Here is a 21,328-nt window from a genome sequence, read left to right as displayed (position 1 = left end):
TCTTATTATGTTTTACCGGATCTTAGCTCGTTCTGAATATGGTTCAGCAGCTGCTCAATGTCGATGGGCTTACGTAAAAAAGCAGCGGCGCCCCGATCAAGCGCGTACCGCTGCATCTGCTCGTCGCCGTGGCCGGAGATAAAAATGACCGGCGCAGCGGAGGCGGCGTGATTTTTTATATGGTTGAAGAGTTCGAAGCCGCTCATGCCTTTTAGCTTGATATCAATCACGAGCAGCGCGGCGTCCGTCAGCGCGCCGGGATCGGCCAGCAGCGCCTCGGCGGAGGCAAAGCAGACCGTTGAATAGCCGTCGGAGCGCAGCAGATTGCTCAACCCGCTGCGTACGGAAGGTTCGTCATCGACAATGGCAATACGCTGCGGCAGCGTCATCGGGTCATTCCTCTCACCGGTCATCGCTGGAGCTTGCGGCCCTCGGCGTCTGACGTGGCGACTGCGGGCGGCGGGGTGCCGCTGATTTTGGGCACGCATTCGTGGCGGAACCAGGCGAGGGTCAGCGGCTGGCGGCTGAAAAGCCTGCGGGCTATCGGGATAATTTGCTCCCCAACCAGCATGCCGAATAAGCCGAGCAGGGCGATAACCGGCGGTGCCGGTGAATGAATATCCGCCGCGGCGTAAAGCGCGCCGGCCAGCAGGCCAACGGCCAGAGAAACAAGCCATGTCTTCATCATTTACCTCTTTTCGGCGCAGGTAGCGGACGGCAGCTGACAGTTATGCTGCGCCGCCGTCTGTACCGGTCTGAGCATTTCGGAAGTCAGATGCTCACCGGCCAGCATGCCCAGCAGGCCCACCAGCGCGACGGCGGGCGGAGCCGGTGAACGGACCTTCAGCAGGGCGTACAGCAGGCCAATCACTACGCCCGCGAACAGGGACAGCAGTCCTGCACTCATCTTAATTCTCCACAGGGCAGGCTGACCGGTTTGCTGCCGGTCAGCGGAGCGGATTAGCGCGCGGCTACCGCAGCGAGAGTGGTGTGCTCACTCTTCTGGCGGGAAGGGGCTTTGTGCACCATGGTATAGGCATAATCAACGCCCATACCGTAAGCGCCGGAGTGTTCGCGAACGATGTCCATCACGGCGTTGTAGGTCTCTTTGTGCGCCCAGTCGCGCTGCCACTCCAGCATCACCTGCTGCCAGGTTACCGGGATCACGCCGGCCTGGATCATGCGCTGCATAGCGTAATCATGGGCTTCTTTGGAGGTGCCGCCGGAGGCGTCCGCCACCATGTAAATTTCATAGTCGCCTTCCAGCATGGCGCACAGGGCGAAGCTGTTGTTGCACACTTCCGTCCACAGGCCGGAAACCACGACTTTCTTCTTGCCGTTTGCCGCCAGCGCGTCGCGGACCTTCTGGTCGTCCCAGGAGTTCATTGAGGTGCGCTCAAGGATATCCTTGCCGGGGAACACGTCCAGCAGCTCGGGATAGGTATTGCCCGAGAAGCTCTCGGTTTCAACGGTGGTAATAATCGTCGGAATATTAAAGACCTTAGCGGCCTTCGCCAGGGCGACGGTGTTGTTTTTCAGCACCTGGCGGTCGATGGACTGCACGCCAAAGGCCATCTGGGGCTGCTGATCGATAAAAATCATCTGACAGTTGGCAGGCGTGAGGACTTCAAGCTTAGAGGTTGTCATAAAATTACCCGTTGGTAAGAGGTTAAAGGTATCAAAACCGCCGCGCTTCTGGCGCAGCGACAGCCGGGACAGCCGCCGGGAATGAAGGCTATCGACGGGCTGAATGGTAGGTCGGCCAGCCGGGTAAAACTATTATCTGATGGTATAACTATCCTCAGGTATAACTATACTTTGGTATAACTATCCCTTTGTATAACTAGTCTTTTCTGACCCTCATTCACATACTCACCTCCATTCACGTGGCCCGTTGCGGCCCGTATTCTTCTCCGGGAGGGCGGCTGCCCGAACCGGAAACCTGAGAGTGGAGGATGTATGGTTGCGCTGGGCAAAGCTGATTTAATTCTGGTTAACGGGCAGTTTCACACCGTCGACCGCGAAAACCCGCTGGCGGAAGCGGTGGCGATCCGCGACGGAAAGTTCATTGAAGTGGGCACCACCGCCGAGGTGATGCAGCACCACGACGAAGGGACGAAGGTAGTCGACCTGAAGGGGCACGCGGCCATTCCGGGGCTTAACGATTCGCACCTGCACCTGATTCGCGGCGGCCTGAATTACAACCTTGAGCTGCGCTGGGAGGGCGTGCCGTCGCTGGCCGACGCGCTGCGGATGCTGAAAGAGCAGGCGCTGCGCACGCCTTCACCGCAGTGGGTTCGCGTGGTGGGCGGCTGGACGGAATTCCAGTTTGCCGAACGCCGCATGCCGACGCTGGATGAAATTAACGAGGCCGCGCCGGAGACGCCCGTTTTCATTCTGCATCTCTATGACCGTGCGCTGCTGAACCGCGCGGCGCTGAAGGTTGTGGGCTACACCAAAGACACGCCTAACCCGCCGGGCGGGGAAATCCAGCGCGACGGCAACGGCAACCCGACCGGGATGCTGATTGCCCGCCCTAACGCGATGATCCTTTACTCCACCTTAGCCAAAGGGCCGAAGCTGCCGCTGGAGCAGCAGATTAACTCCACCCGCCAGTTTATGCGCGAGCTGAACCGCCTGGGGCTGACCAGCGCCATCGACGCGGGCGGCGGCTTCCAGAACTACCCGGAAGATTACGAGGTGATAGCCGAACTTCACCAGAAGAAGCAGATGACCCTGCGCATCGCCTATAACCTGTTTACCCAGCGCCCCGGCCACGAGCTGGAAGATTTCGAAAAGTGGACCGACATGCTGACGCCAGGCCAGGGCAGCGACTACTTCCGCCACAACGGCGCGGGCGAGATGCTGGTCTTTTCCGCCGCCGACTTCGAAGATTTCCTCGAGCCACGCCCGGATCTTGCGCCGGGTATGGAGGACGAGCTGGAGCGCGTAGTGCGCCATCTGGTGGAACACCGCTGGCCGTTCCGCCTGCACGCCACCTACGACGAATCCATCAGCCGCATGCTGGACGTGTTTGAAAAGGTTAACCGCGATATTCCGTTTAACGGCCTGCACTGGTTCTTTGACCACGCCGAGACCGTCACCCAGAAAAATATCGACCGTATTAAGGAGCTGGGCGGAGGGATTGCCGTCCAGCACCGCATGGCCTTCCAGGGCGAATATTTCGCCGAGCGTTACGGTATCGAAGCGACCCGCCACACGCCGCCGGTTGCCCGCATGCTGGAAACCGGCGTGCCGGTGGGGCTGGGAACGGATGCTACCCGCGTAGCAAGCTATAACCCGTGGACGGCGCTGTACTGGCTGGTGTCCGGCCGCACCGTCGGCGGCATGCAGATGTATGACGTCAACGCGCGGCTGGATCGCGAAACCGCGCTGATGCTCTGGACCCAGGGCAGCGCGTGGTTCTCCAGCGAACAGGGCAAAAAAGGGCAGATCAAAAAAGGGCAGCTGGCGGACATGGCGGTGCTCAGCCAGGACTATTTCCGCGTCCGCGAAGAAGAGATCAAAGGCATCGAATCCGTGCTGACGGTCGTTGACGGCAATATTGTCTATGCCGCAGGCGCGTTCGGGCCGCTGTCGCCGCCGTCGATTCCGGTCCTGCCGGAGTGGTCGCCGGTGGTTAACGTCCCGGGGCACTATCGCGCCGCGCCGCCTGTGGCGAGCCGGGCTGGCATGATGCCTCAGGCGCACCACTGTTCCGGCCCGTGCGGCGTGCATACTCATAATCACGATCTCGCCCGCGGCGCAGGCGTACCCGTTGCGGATGATTCTGCATTCTGGGGCGCGCTCGGCTGCAGCTGCTTTGCGTTTTAATCATGAAGAGTTCATCGAACGTCTCTTTCCCGCCCCGGATCGACCTGGGGCTGTTCTTCCTGCGCCTGGCGGGGAGCCTGCTGCTGCTTTACGTGCACGGGCTGCCGAAGGTGTTTCACTTCAGCGAAGAGCTGACGCGCATCGAGGATCCCTTTGGCATGGGGCCGTACATGAGCCTGCTGCCCGCCATCTTCGCCGAGGTCATCTGCCCGCTGTTTATTATCGTCGGCTACCGGGCGCGCCTGGCCTGCCTGCCGATCATCGCCGTGCTGCTGGTGGCGATGCTGGTGGTGCATCCCGGCTGGAGCGTTGCCGAAGGGCAGTTCGGCTGGCTGCTGCTGATCATCTTTACCACGCTTGCGCTAACCGGACCGGGAGGCTGGCGTATTGGCGCGGACAGACGACAGGAGTGGCGGTATGGCAACGGTAAATGAGGTTCACCACGTCAGCGCCGAGGCGCTGAAGGAGGCGGGTGGAGCAACCGGCTCCCCCTGGCAGCCGCTGCGCCAGCGGGTGTTCCGCATGCTGTGGATAGCCACGGTAGTCTCCAACATCGGTTCATGGATGAACGATGTGGGCATGAACTGGACGATGCTCACGCTCAGCGCCGACCCGCTGTCCGTGGCGATGATCCAGGCGGCCAGCAGCCTGCCAATGTTTCTCTTCGCGCTGCCGTCCGGGGTGATGGCGGATATTGTTGACCGACGTAAATACCTGCTGTTTTCCCAGCTGTGGACCTTAATCGCCGCCGTCGGGCTGACGCTGCTGTCGGTGGCGGGGCTGGTGACGCCTGCCGTACTGCTGATCGCCGCCTTTCTGATGAGCACCGGGGCGGCCATGAGCTCCCCGCCTTTTCAGGCGATTGTGCCGGATCTGGTGAGCAAACAGGATTTGGGCGCGGCCATCGCGCTGAACTCGCTGGGGATTAACATCAGCCGCGCCATCGGCCCGGCGCTGGGCGGGCTGATCCTCTCTTTTGCCGGAGCCTGGGTCGTGTTCGCCCTGAACGCGGTGTCGGTGCTGGGCGTGGCCTGGGTGCTGTACCGCTGGAAAACCGAACCCGCCGTCCAGCGGCTGCCCGCGGAAAATTTTTTCTCCGCCGTGCGCGCCGGGGTGCGCTACGTTCACGCCGCGCCGGTGTTGCGTAACGTGCTGGCCCGCACCGTCGCCTTTTTCCTGTTTGGCAGCGCGGGCTGGGCGCTGTTGCCGCTGGTTGCACGCCGCGAGCTGGGCCTTGGCCCCGGCGGCTACGGCATCATGCTGGCCTCTATCGGGCTGGGAGCGATTTTCGGCGCGGTGATGCTGCCGCATTTGCGCAAGCATTTTAATCCTGACCGTCTGATGGTGCTGGCAAGCCTGATGTTTGCCGCCACCATGCTCGCTCTGGCCTTCGTGCGGCATTTCTGGCTGCTTAACGCCTGCGAGTTTTTTACCGGATTTTCCTGGATTGCGGTGCTCTCGACGCTCAACCTCGGCGCCCAGCGCAGCGCGGCTAAGTGGGTGAAGGCCCGCGCGCTGGCGGTTTATCTCACCGTCTTCTTCGGGTCGATGACCCTGGGCAGCGCCCTGTGGGGCCAGATCGCCTCCCACTACGGCATCTCGGTTTCGCTTTGCGCGGCGGCCCTGGGCATGGTGCTCGGCAGCGCCACCGTCCTTCGCTGGCGGCTGAATAAAGACCCGGATCTTAATCTTGAGGCCAGCAGCGACAGCCTGGCGGCAATCGAGCTGGACGTCCGCCTGGATCGCGGTCCGGTGATGGTGAGCTACGAATATCTCATCAGGCCGGAAGACGCCCGTGGCTTTACGGTCTGCATGCAGGATATGCGCCGCGTGCGGCGGCGGGGCGGGGCGATGAGCTGGTCGGTGTATGAGGACATTCTGCAGCCGGGCATCTTCGTCGAAACCTTTCTGGTCGGCTCGTGGGTTGAGCACCTGCGCCAGGAAGAGCGCTACACCATGAACGACCGGAAAATTGAACGCCGCGTCCAGCTTTATCACCAGGGCGAAGCTCGTCCCGTGGTGCGTTATCTGGTGGCTCCGGCCTGACTCGCCGGGGCGCCGACCTGTTCACAACACACACCAACATAGGGGTACACCATGAGCACCATCAAAACCAAAGACGGCACGCAGATTTATTACAAAGACTGGGGAACGGGAAAGCCGGTGCTGTTCAGCCACGGCTGGCCGCTGGATGCGGATATGTGGGACAGCCAGCTTAACTATCTGGCCGAGCGGGGCTACCGCGTTATCGCCTTCGACCGCCGTGGCTTTGGTCGTTCAGAGCAGCCGTGGACGGGCTATGACTACGATACGTTCGCGTCTGATATTAACGACCTCATCACCCAGCTCGATCTGCGAGAGGTGACGCTGGTCGGCTTCTCCATGGGCGGCGGGGACGTGGCGCGCTATATCGGCCGCTACGGCAACGAGCGCCTTGCGGGCCTGGTACTGCTGGGGGCGGTGACGCCGGTATTTGGTAAAAGCGCCGCCAACCCGAACGGCGTTGACCTTTCGGTGTTCGAGGGTATCCGCGACGGGTTACGCAAAGACCGCGCGCAGTTTATCAGCGACTTTGCCGCGCCGTTTTACGGCACCAACGCGGGCCAGACGGTGTCCGAGGGCGTGCTGACCCAGACGCTGAATATCGCGCTTCTGGCCTCCCTGAAGGGGACGATTGACTGCGTCACGGCGTTCTCGGAAACCGACTTCCGCGACGATCTGGCTAAAGTAGACGTGCCGACGCTGGTGATCCACGGCAGCCACGATCAGATCGTGCCGTTCGAGACGACGGGCAGGGCGGCGGCCGAGGCGATTCGCGGAGCGGAGCTGAAGGTGTACGAGAATGCGCCGCACGGCTTCGCGGTGACGCACCAGGAGCAGCTAAATCAGGATCTGCTGGCCTTCCTGCAGGCGCGTTAATCAGAATGAGGGCAGGGCGCACGAGGCCCTGCTTAGCTTGCTGACAAAGAAGGAAAAAGCGTGGTTTTTCCTTCTTTGTGATTAGCAGCCGAAAATCAATGAATTGATTTTCCTGTTTATTTTCGTGGTGAGATCTATTCGTTTGTTAAACGTTTTATGTTTGTCATCAATCTGATTTAGCTCAGGAAGCTTTGGCTTTATTGATATTCAGGCGTTCGGCGTGGCGCACTAAATCAGCCAGCGAACGCACCTGCATTTTATCCATCACCCTGCGGCGATGGACCTTCACCGTGATTTCGCTTACCCCCAGCTCGGCGGCAATCTGCTTGTTCAGCAGCCCCTGAATCGTCAGCGCCAGCACCTCCTGTTCGCGCGGGGTGAGGGTCAGATGGCGCTGCTTAAGGCTGTGGAAATCCCGCAGCCGATCCGAGTTTTCCGCCGCCAGCGTAAGCGCTTCCTGCACCGCGCGGAGTAGATCGTCGGCGTTGACCGGCTTGGTCAGAAACTCACAGGCTCCGGCTTTCATCGCCTGCACCGAGAGGGGAATGGTGCCGTAGCCGGTGAGAAAGATGATCGGCATTTCCCGCCCGCAGGCCTTCAGCGCCTCTACTACCTCAAGCCCGTCCCTGTCGGGCATCTGCATATCTAAAATCACGCAGCCGGGCAGGTCGGCGAAGGGGTGGGCAAGAAAGGCGTCGGCGGAGGCGAAATCAGCGGCGCTGTAGTCCGCCGAGTCCAGCAGCCGGACAATCGATTGCCTGACCGACTGGTCATCATCAACGACATATACGATGTGGTCCATAATCTTCCTCAGTGGCCAGGCCTGGCAGGCGCTGCTGCGCAAACTGCGGGCACAGCATCAATCAGTCTGACCGCATGGGGTGACTGAAATGATTAATGTCATGAATGTATTATAATAACATAAGAATTATCATTACCAACTAAATCAGCAGGATATATCCGATCGGATTAACAGGCGTTGCTAAGTTATATCAGCGGCTTTGCTGCGATCCGCTTTTTTGCACCGGGCTCAGAATAAGCAGGAAAGGATGTCAAAAATAAGACAGCCCTGAAGCCGCGCGAGGCCGCTGTCTAAAAGATAGCCAGAAACACGGGTAAAGCCACCGATAAGTGCTTTACTTATAATCCGCCGTCGATCATGAAGCTCTCTTATAACCCGTCATTTACGCTATATGTCGCGGGTTGTTTTGCTACAATCTCGCCTCATTTTTTGGATGGACCGCAATATTCTATGGTTTCTCAAGATAAAACCACACAAGCGCCTGGCTTACGTCGTGAGCTAAAAGCGCGCCACCTGACGATGATCGCCATTGGCGGCTCCATCGGCACGGGGCTTTTTGTCGCCTCTGGGGCGACCATTTCTCAGGCGGGCCCCGGCGGCGCGCTGTTGTCCTACATGCTCATTGGCCTGATGGTCTACTTCCTGATGACCAGCCTGGGCGAACTGGCTGCCTATATGCCGGTCTCCGGCTCCTTTGCCACCTACGGCCAGCAGTACGTTGAAGAAGGCTTCGGCTTCGCGCTGGGCTGGAACTACTGGTACAACTGGGCGGTGACCATCGCCGTTGACCTCGTGGCCTCGCAGCTGGTGATGAACTACTGGTTCCCGGACACGCCGGGCTGGATCTGGAGCGCGCTGTTCCTGGGCATCATGTTCCTGCTGAACTACATCTCCGTAAAAGGTTTTGGCGAAGCGGAATACTGGTTCTCACTGATTAAAGTGACCACCGTCATCATCTTTATCGTGGTTGGCGTGCTGATGATCTTCGGCATTTTCAAAGGCGAGCAGCCTGCGGGCTGGAGCAACTGGACGATTGGCGACGGGCCGTTCGCGGGGGGCTTTTCGGCGATGATAGGCGTGGCGATGATCGTCGGCTTCTCCTTCCAGGGTACCGAGCTGATTGGCGTTGCTGCCGGTGAATCTGAAGATCCGGGTAAGAACATTCCTCGCGCGGTGCGCCAGGTGTTCTGGCGTATCCTGCTGTTCTATGTGTTTGCCATCCTGATTGTCAGCCTGATCATTCCTTATACCGATCCGAGCCTGCTGCGTAACGACGTTAAAGACATCGGCGTTAGCCCGTTCACCCTGGTCTTCCAGCATGCTGGCCTGCTGTCTGCGGCGGCGGTGATGAACGCCGTCATCCTGACTGCCGTGCTGTCTGCGGGTAACTCCGGGATGTATGCTTCTACCCGTATGCTTTACACCCTGGCGTGCGATGGCAAAGCTCCGCGCATCTTCTCTAAGCTTTCTAAAGGTGGCGTACCGCGCAACGCGCTGTATGCAACCACCGTGATTGCCGCGCTGTGCTTCCTGACCTCCATGTTCGGCAACCAGACCGTTTACCTGTGGCTGCTTAACACCTCGGGGATGACCGGCTTCATCGCCTGGCTGGGCATCGCTATCAGCCACTACCGTTTCCGTCGTGGCTATATCAAGCAGGGTTACGATCTGAAAGATCTGCCTTACGTGTCCGGGTTCTTCCCGCTGGGACCAATGTTCGCCTTTGCGCTGTGTTTAATCATCACGCTGGGTCAGAACTACGAAGCGTTCCTGGCTGATACCATTGACTGGGGCGGTGTGATGGCGACCTATATCGGTATCCCACTGTTCCTGGCCATCTGGTTCGGTTACAAAATTGCTAAGGGCACCCATTTCGTGAAGTACAGCGAAATGACCTTCCCGGCAAGCGTTAAGAAGTAGTTCAAAAAGGGCGCGATTATCGCGCCCTTAGTTTTTTATGTTGGATGACTGTCGTGCCGGATGGCGCTGCGCTTATCCGGCCTACGGAAAAGTCAGGCGTAAGTGGTTGCTCAAGGCTTCAGCCTTCACAACACAAAAAAGAACTTAAAGAGATCCTTTTCGGTTATTGATCGGGTGTACCGTCAGTCAGTGCTCCCCCGGCTTACCGTATTTTTCTTTCAGCCGGGAAACGATCCGGTCCATTGCCCCGCGTTCCCTTGCAAAGCTTTGTGCATAGCGCGCTTTTCCCTGCAGCCCCAGCATTGGCCGCCAGACCTGCGGGGGGTTATGTTCCGCCCCTTTGTTGACCGGATCGTCTGCAGCCGGCTGACAGGCCGCGACCACCTCCGCCGGCCATACCGGAATTTTACTGGTCGCCATCACCAGCCTGCGTGTAATACTGATAAGAAAAACCAAAGGAAACAATGGCAGATTAAAAATCAATCCCTGCCAGACATATTGTTTGTAGAGGTAGAATAGCCCGAACAACCAGCCTTCCTTCTGTTTTTCCACCGGCGGGCACCAGTGAATGGTATCCACCAGATCCGGGAGGTACTCATCCCTCTCTTCCATATAGCAGCGGATAAACTCCCAGTACATGGTCAGGTCTTCGGGATCCCAGTCTAAATTGATTGGAAGAGGAAATGTCCCGATGACTGCATCACCATCATCCTCTGTGATACAGCCCACAATGGTCCATTCCGTGGCTGTGAATACCTTTCCACCGGTCAGAACAAAGTGAATATCCCGCCATGGAACGGACAGCACCGTTCCACCGGACTGATAGACATACACCATCCTGTTTATACGGTTAAAGCGGATGGGATAGTAGGTACTGAAAAATGCCTCAGAGGCCATAATTCGGTATGTTACCCATGAGAGCGGAAGTGATATTAAGCACCAGATCACAATCAAATATATCCAGGTCTGAAGCGGATATCCGCCCTCCCAGAGCATGGGAACTATCAATGAGAGAAAGGTGCCAATAAATACCAGACAAAAAAAGAAAGCCCCGGCCAACGTCCATGTACCGCGCCATCTGTAATTCCGATCAACCAGCTCCAGATAGGTCGAGTTCAGCCGCACCACGCTGTCGAACCCGGAAATTCCTTTGACATCCGGGTCACCCGTTTTCTGCGAATAAATCCTGGAAATACGCTTATCACTGAGGAGGAGAAACATTTTATCGAACTGTATTGACGGATCTGCAGGCAGCCGTTTAAAGAGATTAAACATGCGTACCTCCCTGTGCGTTCAGGGCCATATAGCCGTCCTTTTCCATGTGTTCATTCGGATAAATAGCCGGGATATCTTCTTCGTCTGGCGGAATCCGCCGCATCCTGACAAAAATTCCTTCAACCCGTTTTCTCCTGCCTGCCGTATTTTTCTTTCAGCCGGGAAACGATCCGGTCCATTGCCCCGCGTTCCCTTGCAAAGCTTTGTGCATAGCGCGCTTTTCCCTGCAACCCCAGCATTGGTCGCCAGACCTGTGGGGGGTTATGTTCCGCCCCTTTGTTGACCGGATCGTCTGCAGCCGGCTGACAGGCCACGACCACCTCCGCTGGCCACACAGGAATTTTACTGGTCGCCATAATCAGCCTGCGTGTAATACTGATAAGAAAAACCAAAGGAAACAATGGCAGATTAAAAATCAATCCCTGCCAGACATATTGTTTGTAGAGGTAGAATAGCCCGAACAACCAGCCTTCCTTCTGTTTTTCCACCGGCGGGCACCAGGGAATGGTATCCACCAGATCCGGGAGGTACTCATCCCTCTCTTCCATATAACAACGGATAAATTCCCAGAACATATCCAGCGATTCCGCCCCCAGATTCAAATTTACAGGAAGAGGAAATCCCTGCGTAACCGTATCGCCGTCCTCTGCTATAAGACAACCAAAAATAGTCCACTCAGTGGAGGTAAATATCTTCCCACTAGAGAGAACAAAGCGAAGGTCCTGCCACGGAACGGATAACACTTCACCTCCGGACTGATATACATACACCATCCTATTTTTACGGTTAAAGCGGATTGGATAATAGGTACTGAAAAACAACTCAGAGATCATCATTCGGTATGTGAGTAAAGAGACCGGCAACGTAATAGCCCAGATTAAAATGGTTCCAAACCAGAAACCAAAATTGTACCCCTCCCGCACCTGCATCACTCCGATGGAGTTATAGCAAAACAAACCCAAGGACAGACAAAAAAAGATTACCCCGGCCAGCGTCCACCCTCCACGCCATCTGTAATTCCGATCAACCAGCTCCAGATAGGTCGAGTTCAGCCGCACCACGCTGTCGAACCCGGAAATTCCTTTGACATCCGGGTCACCCGTTTTCTGCGAATAAATCCTGGAAATACGCTTATCACTGAGGAAGAGAAACATTTTATCGAACTGTTTTGACGGGTCTGCAGGCAGCCGTTTAAAGGGATTAAACATGCGTACCTCTCTGTGGGTTCAGGGCCGTATAGCCGTCCTTTTCCATACGTTCATTCGGATAGATAGCCGGGATATCGCTCTCACCCGACGGTACCCGCCGCCACTGCGTACTGAGCAGCCAGTTCTGTATATCGTTCCGGGTATGACTTAGCAGCCAGGCTCCGGCACCCAGAACCAGTAGCATTCCGACAAATACCCCCGCCGGCCCCAGGAAGAACGCCGCCAGTTCCGAACCTACCAGAGTAGCTTGCGAGATTCGAATAATTGAAAGCATTGCGACCGTGATATTACGGCTACCCCCCACGGTCATCATCCCGACACCGAGGGCATTTATCAGATGCGCGATCCCGATATCTGTTTTTCCGTTTTCTAACGCCTCCTTTCCACTCAGCACCTCAGTCGTGGCGTAAAGCAATCCACCGACATACCCGGCCATCCCCCACAGAGGAGAACTGACAACCGTCATGGCACCGTTCCTGATTACCGATAAGGCCGATGGCAGCGCCAGCCGCATCAGCGGCGTCATCGCCAGCTTCAGCGCCTCCGCCGTAGAGGCCACTGCCATACCGGCGTTGGCCCCGAACACCGTCGCCGCTTTCCCTTTAACCGGCAGGCCGCTCTCTTTCACACCGTAACTCAGCACCATCCACTGGAAGTACGCCGAGAACACCGTCCCGCCAAACGTCATGCCTTTCGCCGCCATCTCCGTCGCCAGCGTGCCGGGTTTCATCCCGCTCAGCTTCGCCACCGATGAATTCAGTGAGGTCGGGAACAGCATCCGCGCCAGCTCATCCTCCGTGAGCATCGCCGTACTGAGCTTCGCCAGCCGTTCTTTGACCGGCAGTGCCGCCAGCGCTTTTGCCGCCGTCACATCCAGGATGCGCGGCAGCTGTATCTGCCCACCCGCGCTCTCCGGGAGGTCTTTCACCAGCCGCTCAGCCAGCTTACGCATTGCGCTGTACAGCTGACCGCCGCTTTTCCCGCTCATTTCCAGCATCCTGGCCATTCCGCGGGTCATCGCCCCAACAAAGTTTTTCGTCCCCGGCTGCACACTGACTGCCGAGAACGCCTTGCCCTGCATTGCCAGTATCCCGATGGCAAAGCGTACCGGCGTGCCTTTCACCATCAGGTCTACCGATTTCATCATCGCCTCAGACCACAGCAGGCTGAGCTTTTCCAGCCCCGTCAGGATGGCACCGGCATAGTTGCCGCTGTACTCCCTGGCCCCGTCTGCCAGACGATCCCAGCTCATCCCCAGCCACCAGTCCGGGCCGCCGGTTTTCAGCTGCGCCTCCACCTGTGCTATCCACGCATCGTGATTAAAAAACGCCGCCCGCTGCAGAAAGTTCTCCGGGGTCAGCGGGGTCTGGTTCAGCTGCCGGTCGATGTGGGTAATTACTCCTCCTTTGTCACTCATCCCCGCCAGCACTTTTGCTACTGCCTGGATATAGCGCCCGCCACTGTGCGCACAGGTCGGGTCAAAATGCTGCACAAAGTAATCGGCCATCACCGGACCCTGTATCCAGGTCAGATACATCCGAGTAATGGGAACCACCACAGTGTCATCGTACTCAGTCAGCCAGTCTTTCAGGGTCTGGCTGAATGCCTGCTCCTGTGTCCGGTCGATGTATTTTTCATAGCCGCTCTGCCACGCCTCATCCACCCGGTCGGCCCGGGTTGCATCGTTCAGCGTGTGCATCCGGTCAGCCACGACCGGGGCCGGGAAATGCGGTCCTGCCGGGCTGTCCCAGCCGTAGCGCATCTGCTGCTCAACATGCGCATCGCCGGTTTCTGCAGACAGATAAAAATGATTACGCATCGCCAGCTCAACGCTGCCGAGCATGGTCTGCAGCGCAATCCCCCGGCTAAGCGCCGGATTCGTGGCAATGGCCTGCTGCATTTGGTAACGTGCCAGCGCTGAAATCTCCGTCGCTACCCCGACCGGATCAGAAAGCACCAGAATCACGCCGTTATCGGCGTTCAGGGTATCGGCAGCCTGCTTCAGGTCGGTAGGGGAGTGGCTGTTGACCGTTTTGAGGGGAGACGGTGTCCAGCTTTTAAGGGTGCTGCTGCGCAGCCCTGGACTGTACTCTGCCACGCTGCTGAGCTGGCTGAACGGTAGCGCCTGCTGTCCGCTGTGGCTGGCAAGCCACGCATCCATATCAAATGGCTGCATGTACCGGCGGCGGAAAGTCGCCTCTTCATGCTGCTGGCGAACCGCCGGTGTCCACTGCTCTTCTGACCAGGCAAACCAGTACACCCCGTTCAGCATACCCGCCGGTTTCACCGGTAGCGTCACCAGCGACGCGGTGGCCAGCTCTGCCGGCTGGGTGATACAGGGTTTCATCTCGCCGTTTGCCACGCGTGGCGGTACGCTGCCATCTTCCGGCAGAGGGTAAAAATAACCGTCGCCGGTCGCGTAATAGTTAATCCAGCGCTGTGAACGTTCTACCAGAATATACAGATAGCCCTGGCGCATCAGCCGGGCGGTATAGTCTGCTCCGCCTTCCGCCACCACCGGCACAGTGATGCTACCGGGGAGTACCGGTAGCCGGTCGCCTTTTTCCATGATCGCCGGACGAACCGGTAAAACAGGTAAACCGTAACGCCGGCAGAATGTGCAACCCTTTTCGTTGCTCATAAAGAAGGATTCCTTTTCCTGTCAGAGGGAGACCCAACCGGCTGCCCGGAAAGCCTTCACCCTGTTTTTATGATGGTTATTTTCCCATCATACACTGTACGGACCGCAACCAAAATTCCCTTAAAGGAATACAAAGAGTTTTTCAAAAATCAAAGGGCGCGATTATCGCGTCCTCAGACTGATGACAAACCTATAGCGAATGCGTTTCGCAAAGATCTCACCGAATAAATAACAAGGAAAATCAATTCATTGATTTTCGCCTGCTAACCACAAAGAAGGAAAAACCACGCTTTTTCCTTCTTTGTCAGCAATCTAAGGGCGCGATTATCGCGCCCTTTTCTTTACCCCTCTCCCCATCATTCCCCTCGACTTAGTAAATTTTAACAATTCAATTGATAATCATTATCACTTAATTTATGGTGTCGCCAGAATTTTGCAGCACCGCAGCCGCCCGCCAAAGTAGCGGATGGCGCAGCAAGGAATGTGAGCGCATTCATTGTAAGCCTTTGTTGTAGTTACCTCATGGAGAGAAAGGAATGTTAAGGTTGAATCCCATCGTCCGGGGAGGACTGTGCGCGTCTGTCATCACAATGGCGCTTCCTGTTGCAGCGGCCGAGCGCGAAGAAAATCGTGAAGATACCGTTGTAGTAACCGCTTCAGCGACCGAACAAAATCTCAAAGATGCCCCCGCCAGTATCAGCGTGATCACGCAGGAAGACCTGCAAAAGAAACCGATTCAGAACCTGAAAGACGTGCTTCAGGAAGTGCCCGGCGTGCAGCTGACCAACGAGGGCGATAACCGCCAGGGCGTCAGCATTCGCGGTCTGAGCAGCAGCTATACGCTGATCCTGGTGGACGGCAAGCGGGTCAACTCCCGCAACGCCGTCTTCCGACATAACGACTTCGACCTCAACTGGATCCCGGTGGATGCCATTGAGCGCATCGAAGTGGTGCGCGGCCCGATGTCCTCCCTCTACGGTTCCGATGCGCTGGGCGGCGTGGTGAATATTATCACCCGCAAAGTAGGCAAGGCGTGGCACGGCACTGTTTCTCTGGATTCAACCATTCAGGAAGACCGCGATCGCGGTGACTCTTACAACGGCAACTTCTTCACCAGCGGCCCAATTATCGACGATCTCCTTGGCGTGAAGGTGTACGGCAACCTCGGCAAGCGCGAAAAAGATAAGCAGGAACCTTCCAGCACCAGCAAGACTGGCGAAACGCCGCGCATTGAAGGTTACACCACGCGCGGGGCCAGCACGGAGTTCACGCTGACGCCAACGGATAATCAGGAGGTTCTTTTTGGCTACGGCTTCGATCGCCAGGACCGCGATTCTGATTCGCTGGATAAAAACCGCATGGAGCGCCAGGACTACTCCATTTCTCACAATGGCCGCTGGGATTACGGCAACACCGAACTGCGCTTCTACGGCGATAAGGTCGATAACCTCAACCCCGGCAACAGCGACGCAATCACCTCCCGCAACAACAGCATTGACGGCAAGCTGACCCTGCCGCTAGGGGAAATCAACCAGCTGCTGACCTTTGGTGGGGAGTGGCGTCACGACAAGCTCAGCGATCCGGTTAATCTTACCGGCGGCAGCAGTGCTGATACCTCCGCCAGCCAGTACGCGCTGTTTGTCGAAGATGAGTGGCGTATCTTTGAGCCGCTGTCGCTGACCACCGGCGTGCGTATGGACGACCACGAAACCTACGGCGACCACTGGAGCCCGCGTGCTTACCTGGTTTATACCGCCACGGATACCCTCACGGTGAAAGGGGGCTGGGCGACCGCCTTTAAAGCTCCCTCTCTACTTCAGCTCAGCCCGGACTGGAGCAGCAACTCCTGCCGCGGCAGCTGCAAGATTGTCGGCAGCTCCGATCTGAAACCGGAAACCAGTGAAAGCTTTGAGCTGGGCCTCTACTTTGCGGGTGACGAAGGGGTATTAGATGGCGTGACGGGCAGCGTGACCGCGTTCCAGAACGACGTTGACGATATGATCGGCATCAACCGCACCTCAAGCGTAACGGAAGCACCGAACTATCCGAACTTTGTGGGCTTCGACAGCAACGGCGTGCCAGTCTTTAAATATTACAACGTCAACAAAGCGCGCATCCGCGGTGTGGAAACGGAAGTGAAAGTGCCGTTTAACGACCAGTGGAAACTGACGCTGAACTACACCTATAACGACGGACGGGATCTGAGCGACGGGGGCAACAAGCCGCTGCAAAACATGGGCTTCCATACCGCTAACGGTACGGTGGACTGGGCACCGCTGGACGACTGGGCGTTCTACGTGTCGGCAAACTATACCGGCGAGAAGCGAGCAACCACAGCGACGGAAGGAACGCCAGGCGGCTACGTTATCTGGAATACCGGCGCGTCGTGGAAAGCGACGAAAAACGTCAAGCTCCGTGCGGGCGTGCTGAACCTGCTGGATAAAGACCTCAACCGCGACGACTACAGCTATAACGAAGATGGCCGTCGTTACTTCGCGGCGGTGGATTACTCGTTCTGATTTTCCCGGGCTCTCTCCCATTGGGGAGAGAGCCCGTAGGGCGGATAAGCATCAGCGTCATCCGCCGGGTTCAGAATGCTAAGCCAGATGCTCCGCATGGAACCGTAAATGGTCCTCCACGAATGAAGCAATAAAATAGTAGCTATGGTCGTAGCCCGGCTGAACGCGCAGGGTTAACGGCCAGTTTTTTTGCCTTGCCACTTCGGCAAGCTGCGCGGGCTGGAGCTGGTCGGCAAGGAACTGATCCGCATCGCCCTGGTCGATCAGTGTCGGGATTGCGTTTGCCGGATCTGCGGCCATTAACAGGCAGCAGCTGTCCCACTTCTGCCACTCGCTTTCGTCATTGCCCAGATAGGCTGCAAACGCTTTTCGGCCCCACGGCACGCGGGTTGGATTGACGATTGGCGCAAAGGCGGAAACGGAACGGAAGCGGCCCGGATTTTTGAAAGCGATGCTTAGCGCGCCGTGTCCACCCATGGAGTGGCCGAAGATGGACGCCTTTTCGCTGATGCTGAAGTTGTCGGCGATCAGCGCGGGCAGCTCGTCACAAATATAATCATACATGCGGAAATGTTCCGCCCACGGCTGCTCGCTGGCGTTCAGGTAGAAGCTCGCGCCCTGGCCCAGATCGTAGCTTTCGTTATTCGGCACGTTGTCGCCGCGCGGGCTGGTATCCGGCATCACCAGAACAATACCCAGCTCGGCTGCGACCCGCTGTGCGCCTGCTTTGGTGGTGAAGTTTTCATCGTTACAGGTTAATCCGGAAAGCCAGTAAAGAACGGGAGGAGGCGTAGTGGTCCGCGGAGACGGCAGAAAAATACTGAACGTCATTGGGCACTTCAGTACCGCAGAATCATGGCGCCACCGCTGCTGCCAGCCTTCAAAACAGCGGTGTTCTTCGAGGAGTTCCATCCAGAGGTTCCTTAATTATATTCAGTATCGTTGAACAATTTTCACTTCAACCCAGTCTAGCTATGCTGCATCATGCTGACAACGGTATTGTAACATTTGAGGTGTCTGTGGCGGCGCGCATTGCGTTAACGGGGTTTCTGGTGCTGGTGGTGGCGATGGGGATTGGGCGCTTTGCCTTTACTCCACAGGTGCCGCTGATGATCTCAGAAGGTCAGCTGACCTTGACATCAGCAGGTCTGGTCGCAGCCATCAACTATCTTGGCTACCTGGTTGGCGCATGGGATGCCATGCGCGCGCATCGGCGTGTCGAACTGCGTCTGCTGGCAGGTGTCTGGGGGGCGGCTATTCTGACGCTGCTCTCGTCGACCGTTGATTCAGCGCTTTGGCACGCCGTGATTCGTTTTCTGATCGGCTGGGCGAGCGGCTGGGCGATGGTGCTGATAGCCGCGTGGAGCAATGAGAAGCTGGCGCATCTGGGCAAGCCGGGATTAAGCGCCGCCGTATTTGCCGGGCCTGGGGCTGGGATATTCCTCAGCGGTCTGCTGGCGGTGGGGATCCATAGCCTGGATTTAACCGCGAGCGAAGCCTGGCTGGTTTACGGCATTCTTGCGCTGGTCTTCGTGTTATTGATTGCGCGAAATTTACCCCGTAAAGGGGAGCTGCATCGCCCGGAAACCGCACCGCAGCCGCTGGTACTGAATGCTCCCCTGAAACGCCTGGTGTGGAGCTACAGCCTGGCGGGATTCGGGTATATCCTGCCGGCGACGTTTTTATCGCAGATGGCGGCGGCCCGCTTTCCGGCCAGCGTATTCGCCCAGTTCGCCTGGCCGATTTTCGGCGGGGCAGCGGTGGTGGGCATCGCCATCGGCATTGCCACGCGCCATCTGCTGCACAGCAATCAGCGCCTGGCTTTGGTACTCTGGCTGCAGGCGGTCGGCGTATTCGCCTCTGATTTGGTGCCCGGCATGACGGGCCTGGTGCTGGGGGCCGTGCTGGTCGGCGGCGGGTTCCTTTGCGCGGTACAGCTTTCGCTGCAGTACGGTCGCGAAATGGCACCGGAACACACGAGATACCTGGCCGGGTTGCTGACTACGGGCTACGCCGTCGGCCAGCTTATCGGGCCTGCATTATCCGCATTATCAACGGCATTAACACATCAACTGGAACCGGCGTTATACGTTGCCGGGGTAGCATTAATTATTGGCGGTGCGCTGGTCTGGAAAAGGTATTGACGATTTCAATAATTATCCTTCCCACCACTGGATTATGCGAGCGCGCTCGCGCACAATGAGCGCACACTTTGTCCCACGTAGGGCAGAGGTCAGCCACACCTGCAGGAGAAAACAGCATGCCATCATTAAGTCACGAAGCCGCTCTCGTTCACGAGGCCCTCGTTGCACGCGGCCTGGAAACGCCGCTGCGTCCGCCGATTCGTGAAATGGATAACGAAACCCGCAAGCGCGAGATTGCCGGACATATGACGGAAATCATGCAGTTGCTGAATCTGGATCTGAGCGACGACAGCCTGATGGAGACGCCGCACCGTATCGCCAAAATGTATGTCGATGAGATTTTCTCCGGCCTCGATTACGCGAACTTCCCGAAGATCACCGTCATTGAAAATAAGATGAAGGTTGATGAAATGGTGACGGTTCGCGATATCACGCTGACCAGCACCTGCGAACATCACTTTGTGACCATCGACGGCAAAGCTACCGTGGCCTATATCCCGAAGGATACGGTCATCGGCCTGTCGAAAATCAACCGCATCGTGCAGTTCTTCGCCCAGCGTCCGCAGGTTCAGGAACGCTTAACCCAGCAGATCCTGATTGCCCTGCAAACCCTGCTTGGCACCAACAATGTGGCGGTATCTATTGATGCGGTCCATTATTGTGTGAAAGCCCGTGGGGTGCAGGACGCCACCAGCGCGACGACGACAACCTCACTAGGTGGGCTGTTTAAATCCAGCCAGAATACACGCCAGGAGTTCCTGCGCGCCGTTCGTCATAGCTAATTACTAAGCAGGCAGGCTACCATGGAAAGAAATGTCACGCTGGATTTTATCCGTGGTGTCGCCATCCTTGGTATTTTGCTGCTCAATATCGTCGCCTTCGGCCTGCCCAAGGCGGCGTATATCAATCCTGCCTGGTCCGGCTCCGTCTCCCTTCATGATGCCTGGACATGGGCCGTGCTCGACCTCTTCGCGCAGGTCAAATTTCTCACCTTATTCGCTTTGCTGTTTGGCGCGGGCCTGCAGATGTTGTTACATCGCGGCAAGCGCTGGATTCAGTCCCGCCTGACGCTCCTTGCCCTGCTCGGCTTTATGCACGCTTTGCTGCTGTGGGATGGCGATATTCTGCTGGCCTACGGCCTGGTCGGACTTATCTGCTGGCGCATGATCCGCGAGGCGCCGACGACCCGGCAGCTGTTTAATACCGGGGCGCTGCTTTATCTCATCGGGGTAGGGGTGCTGCTGCTGCTCGGCTTTATCTCGGGTAATGCGCCGAATCGCTCCTGGGTGCCGGATCTTGCCAACATTCAGTATGAACAATATTGGAAGCTGAACGGCGGCGTGGAAGCCATCAGCAACCGCAGCGATCTGCTCTCCTCGAATCTGCTGGCGCTCGGCGCACAGTACGGCTGGCAGCTGGCAGGCATGATGCTGCTGGGGGGAGCGCTGATGCGCAGCGGCTGGCTGAAAGGGCAGTACAGTTTGCCGCACTATCGCCGTACAGGCTGCTTGCTGATCGCGGTGGGCATGGTGATAAACCTGCCGGGAATTTACGCCCAGTGGCACCTGGACTGGAGCTATCGCTGGTGTGCTTTTATTCTGCAGGCGCCGCGCGAGCTGAGCGCACCGTTTCAGGCGATAGGCTATGCCGCTTTGGCCTACGGCTTCTGGCCGTGGCTGTCCAGATGGCGTCTGGTAGCGGCAATTACCTGCGTTGGCCGCATGGCCCTGTCTAACTATCTGCTGCAAACGCTTATCTGCACCACATTGTTCTACCGCCTCGATCTGTTTATGAAGTTCGACCGCCTGCAGCTGCTCGCCTTAGTGCCGGCGGTATGGGCGGTCAATATTCTCTTCTCCGTGCTGTGGTTACGCCACTTCCGCCAGGGGCCGGTTGAGTGGCTGTGGCGACAACTAACCGCACGTGCTGCGGGTGTTTCATTAAAGCCGTCAGCAAGATAATGACTTGCATCACAAACGTTAATGAATTGTATGTAACCGTTTTCATGAGTGTGATCCTCTTCACGTAAAGCCGCCCCGACTCGCTGCCAGAATAGCCACCTTGCC

General features: G+C 57.4%; 18 protein-coding genes. 9 read left to right on the top strand and 9 right to left on the bottom strand.

All coding sequences use genetic code 11. The features are described 5' to 3' along the window. Positions 1-5: 5 nt before the first annotated feature. From HYQ67_RS07545 to HYQ67_RS07530, 4 genes are read right to left on the bottom strand one after another with little or no spacing between them, the layout of a single operon-like run. A complete protein-coding gene (locus tag HYQ67_RS07545; RefSeq protein WP_202302946.1) occupies positions 6-389 on the bottom strand; it encodes a response regulator in 384 nt (127 codons plus the stop codon). 20 nt (positions 390-409) lie between these two features. Beyond that, on the bottom strand, positions 410-685 hold the full coding sequence (locus tag HYQ67_RS07540) for a DUF1427 family protein (protein ID WP_202303244.1): 276 nt from the start codon (positions 683-685) through the stop codon (positions 410-412). Positions 686-688: 3 nt separating this feature from the next. Beyond that, complete coding sequence (locus HYQ67_RS07535; RefSeq protein WP_202302944.1) at positions 689-907, bottom strand: DUF1427 family protein; 219 nt, start codon at positions 905-907, stop codon at positions 689-691. A 53-nt stretch (positions 908-960) separates the two neighbouring features. Further along, the gene (locus HYQ67_RS07530; protein ID WP_202302942.1) at positions 961-1,647 is read right to left on the bottom strand and encodes a hydrolase; all 687 of its coding nucleotides are present in this window, start codon (positions 1,645-1,647) and stop codon (positions 961-963) included. Positions 1,648-1,959: 312 nt separating this feature from the next. Between HYQ67_RS07530 and HYQ67_RS07525 the strand changes: the two genes are divergently transcribed. From HYQ67_RS07525 to HYQ67_RS07510, 4 genes are read left to right on the top strand one after another with little or no spacing between them, the layout of a single operon-like run. Next, positions 1,960-3,834 carry an amidohydrolase gene (locus HYQ67_RS07525; RefSeq protein ID WP_202302940.1) on the top strand — a complete coding sequence of 625 codons (1,875 nt, stop codon included), beginning with the start codon at positions 1,960-1,962 and terminating at the stop codon, positions 3,832-3,834. Between the two features lie 2 nt (positions 3,835-3,836). Continuing rightward, positions 3,837-4,268 (top strand): DoxX family protein, encoded by a 432-nt coding sequence (locus tag HYQ67_RS07520; RefSeq protein WP_202302938.1) that lies wholly within the window; start codon positions 3,837-3,839, stop codon positions 4,266-4,268. Next, a complete protein-coding gene (locus tag HYQ67_RS07515; protein WP_202302936.1) occupies positions 4,252-5,880 on the top strand; it encodes an MFS transporter in 1,629 nt (542 codons plus the stop codon). Before HYQ67_RS07520 ends, HYQ67_RS07515 begins: the two co-directional genes overlap by 17 nt. Before the next feature lie 51 nt (positions 5,881-5,931). Continuing rightward, positions 5,932-6,753, top strand: coding sequence for an alpha/beta fold hydrolase (locus HYQ67_RS07510; protein WP_202302934.1), 822 nt, complete (start codon positions 5,932-5,934; stop codon positions 6,751-6,753). A 181-nt stretch (positions 6,754-6,934) separates the two neighbouring features. Here HYQ67_RS07510 and HYQ67_RS07505 read toward each other — a convergent pair whose 3' ends face one another. Next, complete coding sequence (locus HYQ67_RS07505; RefSeq protein ID WP_202302932.1) at positions 6,935-7,555, bottom strand: response regulator transcription factor; 621 nt, start codon at positions 7,553-7,555, stop codon at positions 6,935-6,937. Positions 7,556-8,005: 450 nt separating this feature from the next. Here HYQ67_RS07505 and HYQ67_RS07500 point away from each other — a divergent pair, with 450 nt between their 5' ends. Next, positions 8,006-9,475: an amino acid permease gene (locus HYQ67_RS07500; RefSeq protein ID WP_202302930.1), complete on the top strand. Its 1,470-nt coding sequence runs from the start codon at positions 8,006-8,008 to the stop codon at positions 9,473-9,475. Positions 9,476-9,661: 186 nt separating this feature from the next. On the opposite strand, the gene HYQ67_RS07495 is transcribed toward HYQ67_RS07500, so the two are convergent. The 3 genes from HYQ67_RS07495 to HYQ67_RS07485 all read right to left on the bottom strand — a co-directional run bounded on the left by HYQ67_RS07495 (position 9,662) and on the right by HYQ67_RS07485 (position 14,599). Further along, entirely contained in the window at positions 9,662-10,750 is a 1,089-nt protein-coding gene (locus HYQ67_RS07495) for a DUF6708 domain-containing protein (RefSeq protein WP_202302928.1), read from the bottom strand. 119 nt (positions 10,751-10,869) lie between these two features. Then, positions 10,870-11,958 (bottom strand): DUF6708 domain-containing protein, encoded by a 1,089-nt coding sequence (locus tag HYQ67_RS07490; protein ID WP_202302926.1) that lies wholly within the window; start codon positions 11,956-11,958, stop codon positions 10,870-10,872. Next, the gene (locus HYQ67_RS07485; protein ID WP_202302924.1) at positions 11,951-14,599 is read right to left on the bottom strand and encodes a T6SS effector BTH_I2691 family protein; all 2,649 of its coding nucleotides are present in this window, start codon (positions 14,597-14,599) and stop codon (positions 11,951-11,953) included. Before HYQ67_RS07485 ends, HYQ67_RS07490 begins: the two co-directional genes overlap by 8 nt. Before the next feature lie 536 nt (positions 14,600-15,135). Here HYQ67_RS07485 and cirA point away from each other — a divergent pair. Beyond that, positions 15,136-17,118, top strand: a complete 1,983-nt coding sequence (cirA, locus tag HYQ67_RS07480; RefSeq protein ID WP_202302922.1) for a catecholate siderophore receptor CirA — start codon at positions 15,136-15,138, stop codon at positions 17,116-17,118. Between the two features lie 78 nt (positions 17,119-17,196). Here cirA and fghA read toward each other — a convergent pair whose 3' ends face one another. Then, complete coding sequence (gene fghA / locus HYQ67_RS07475) at positions 17,197-18,030, bottom strand: S-formylglutathione hydrolase (RefSeq protein ID WP_202302920.1); 834 nt, start codon at positions 18,028-18,030, stop codon at positions 17,197-17,199. A gap of 107 nt (positions 18,031-18,137) precedes the next feature. Here fghA and HYQ67_RS07470 point away from each other — a divergent pair, with 107 nt between their 5' ends. The 3 genes from HYQ67_RS07470 (at position 18,138) to yeiB (ending at position 21,223) form a co-directional block, all read left to right on the top strand. Next, positions 18,138-19,262: a YbfB/YjiJ family MFS transporter gene (locus HYQ67_RS07470; RefSeq protein ID WP_202302918.1), complete on the top strand. Its 1,125-nt coding sequence runs from the start codon at positions 18,138-18,140 to the stop codon at positions 19,260-19,262. Between the two features lie 116 nt (positions 19,263-19,378). After that, positions 19,379-20,044: a GTP cyclohydrolase I FolE gene (gene folE / locus HYQ67_RS07465; protein WP_202302916.1), complete on the top strand. Its 666-nt coding sequence runs from the start codon at positions 19,379-19,381 to the stop codon at positions 20,042-20,044. A gap of 21 nt (positions 20,045-20,065) precedes the next feature. Next, a complete protein-coding gene (gene yeiB, locus HYQ67_RS07460) occupies positions 20,066-21,223 on the top strand; it encodes a DUF418 domain-containing protein YeiB (RefSeq protein WP_202302914.1) in 1,158 nt (385 codons plus the stop codon). Positions 21,224-21,328 lie beyond the last annotated feature (105 nt).

This window comes from Dryocola clanedunensis subsp. sulfonylureivorans (assembly GCF_016756775.1).
Taxonomy (GTDB): domain Bacteria; phylum Pseudomonadota; class Gammaproteobacteria; order Enterobacterales; family Enterobacteriaceae; genus Dryocola; species Dryocola clanedunensis.
This window is presented reverse-complemented; position numbering and strand designations above follow the sequence as displayed.

Coding starts and splice junctions, on each gene's coding strand:
- HYQ67_RS07545 (WP_202302946.1), bottom strand. CDS start 389: ATGACGCTGCCGCAGCGTATTGCCATTGTCGATGACGAACCTTCCGTA.
- HYQ67_RS07540 (WP_202303244.1), bottom strand. CDS start 685: ATGAAGACATGGCTTGTTTCTCTGGCCGTTGGCCTGCTGGCCGGCGCG.
- HYQ67_RS07535 (WP_202302944.1), bottom strand. CDS start 907: ATGAGTGCAGGACTGCTGTCCCTGTTCGCGGGCGTAGTGATTGGCCTG.
- HYQ67_RS07530 (WP_202302942.1), bottom strand. CDS start 1,647: ATGACAACCTCTAAGCTTGAAGTCCTCACGCCTGCCAACTGTCAGATG.
- HYQ67_RS07525 (WP_202302940.1), top strand. CDS start 1,960: ATGGTTGCGCTGGGCAAAGCTGATTTAATTCTGGTTAACGGGCAGTTT.
- HYQ67_RS07520 (WP_202302938.1), top strand. CDS start 3,837: ATGAAGAGTTCATCGAACGTCTCTTTCCCGCCCCGGATCGACCTGGGG.
- HYQ67_RS07515 (WP_202302936.1), top strand. CDS start 4,252: ATGGCAACGGTAAATGAGGTTCACCACGTCAGCGCCGAGGCGCTGAAG.
- HYQ67_RS07510 (WP_202302934.1), top strand. CDS start 5,932: ATGAGCACCATCAAAACCAAAGACGGCACGCAGATTTATTACAAAGAC.
- HYQ67_RS07505 (WP_202302932.1), bottom strand. CDS start 7,555: ATGGACCACATCGTATATGTCGTTGATGATGACCAGTCGGTCAGGCAA.
- HYQ67_RS07500 (WP_202302930.1), top strand. CDS start 8,006: ATGGTTTCTCAAGATAAAACCACACAAGCGCCTGGCTTACGTCGTGAG.
- HYQ67_RS07495 (WP_202302928.1), bottom strand. CDS start 10,750: ATGTTTAATCTCTTTAAACGGCTGCCTGCAGATCCGTCAATACAGTTC.
- HYQ67_RS07490 (WP_202302926.1), bottom strand. CDS start 11,958: ATGTTTAATCCCTTTAAACGGCTGCCTGCAGACCCGTCAAAACAGTTC.
- HYQ67_RS07485 (WP_202302924.1), bottom strand. CDS start 14,599: ATGAGCAACGAAAAGGGTTGCACATTCTGCCGGCGTTACGGTTTACCT.
- cirA (WP_202302922.1), top strand. CDS start 15,136: ATGTTAAGGTTGAATCCCATCGTCCGGGGAGGACTGTGCGCGTCTGTC.
- fghA (WP_202302920.1), bottom strand. CDS start 18,030: ATGGAACTCCTCGAAGAACACCGCTGTTTTGAAGGCTGGCAGCAGCGG.
- folE (WP_202302916.1), top strand. CDS start 19,379: ATGCCATCATTAAGTCACGAAGCCGCTCTCGTTCACGAGGCCCTCGTT.
- yeiB (WP_202302914.1), top strand. CDS start 20,066: ATGGAAAGAAATGTCACGCTGGATTTTATCCGTGGTGTCGCCATCCTT.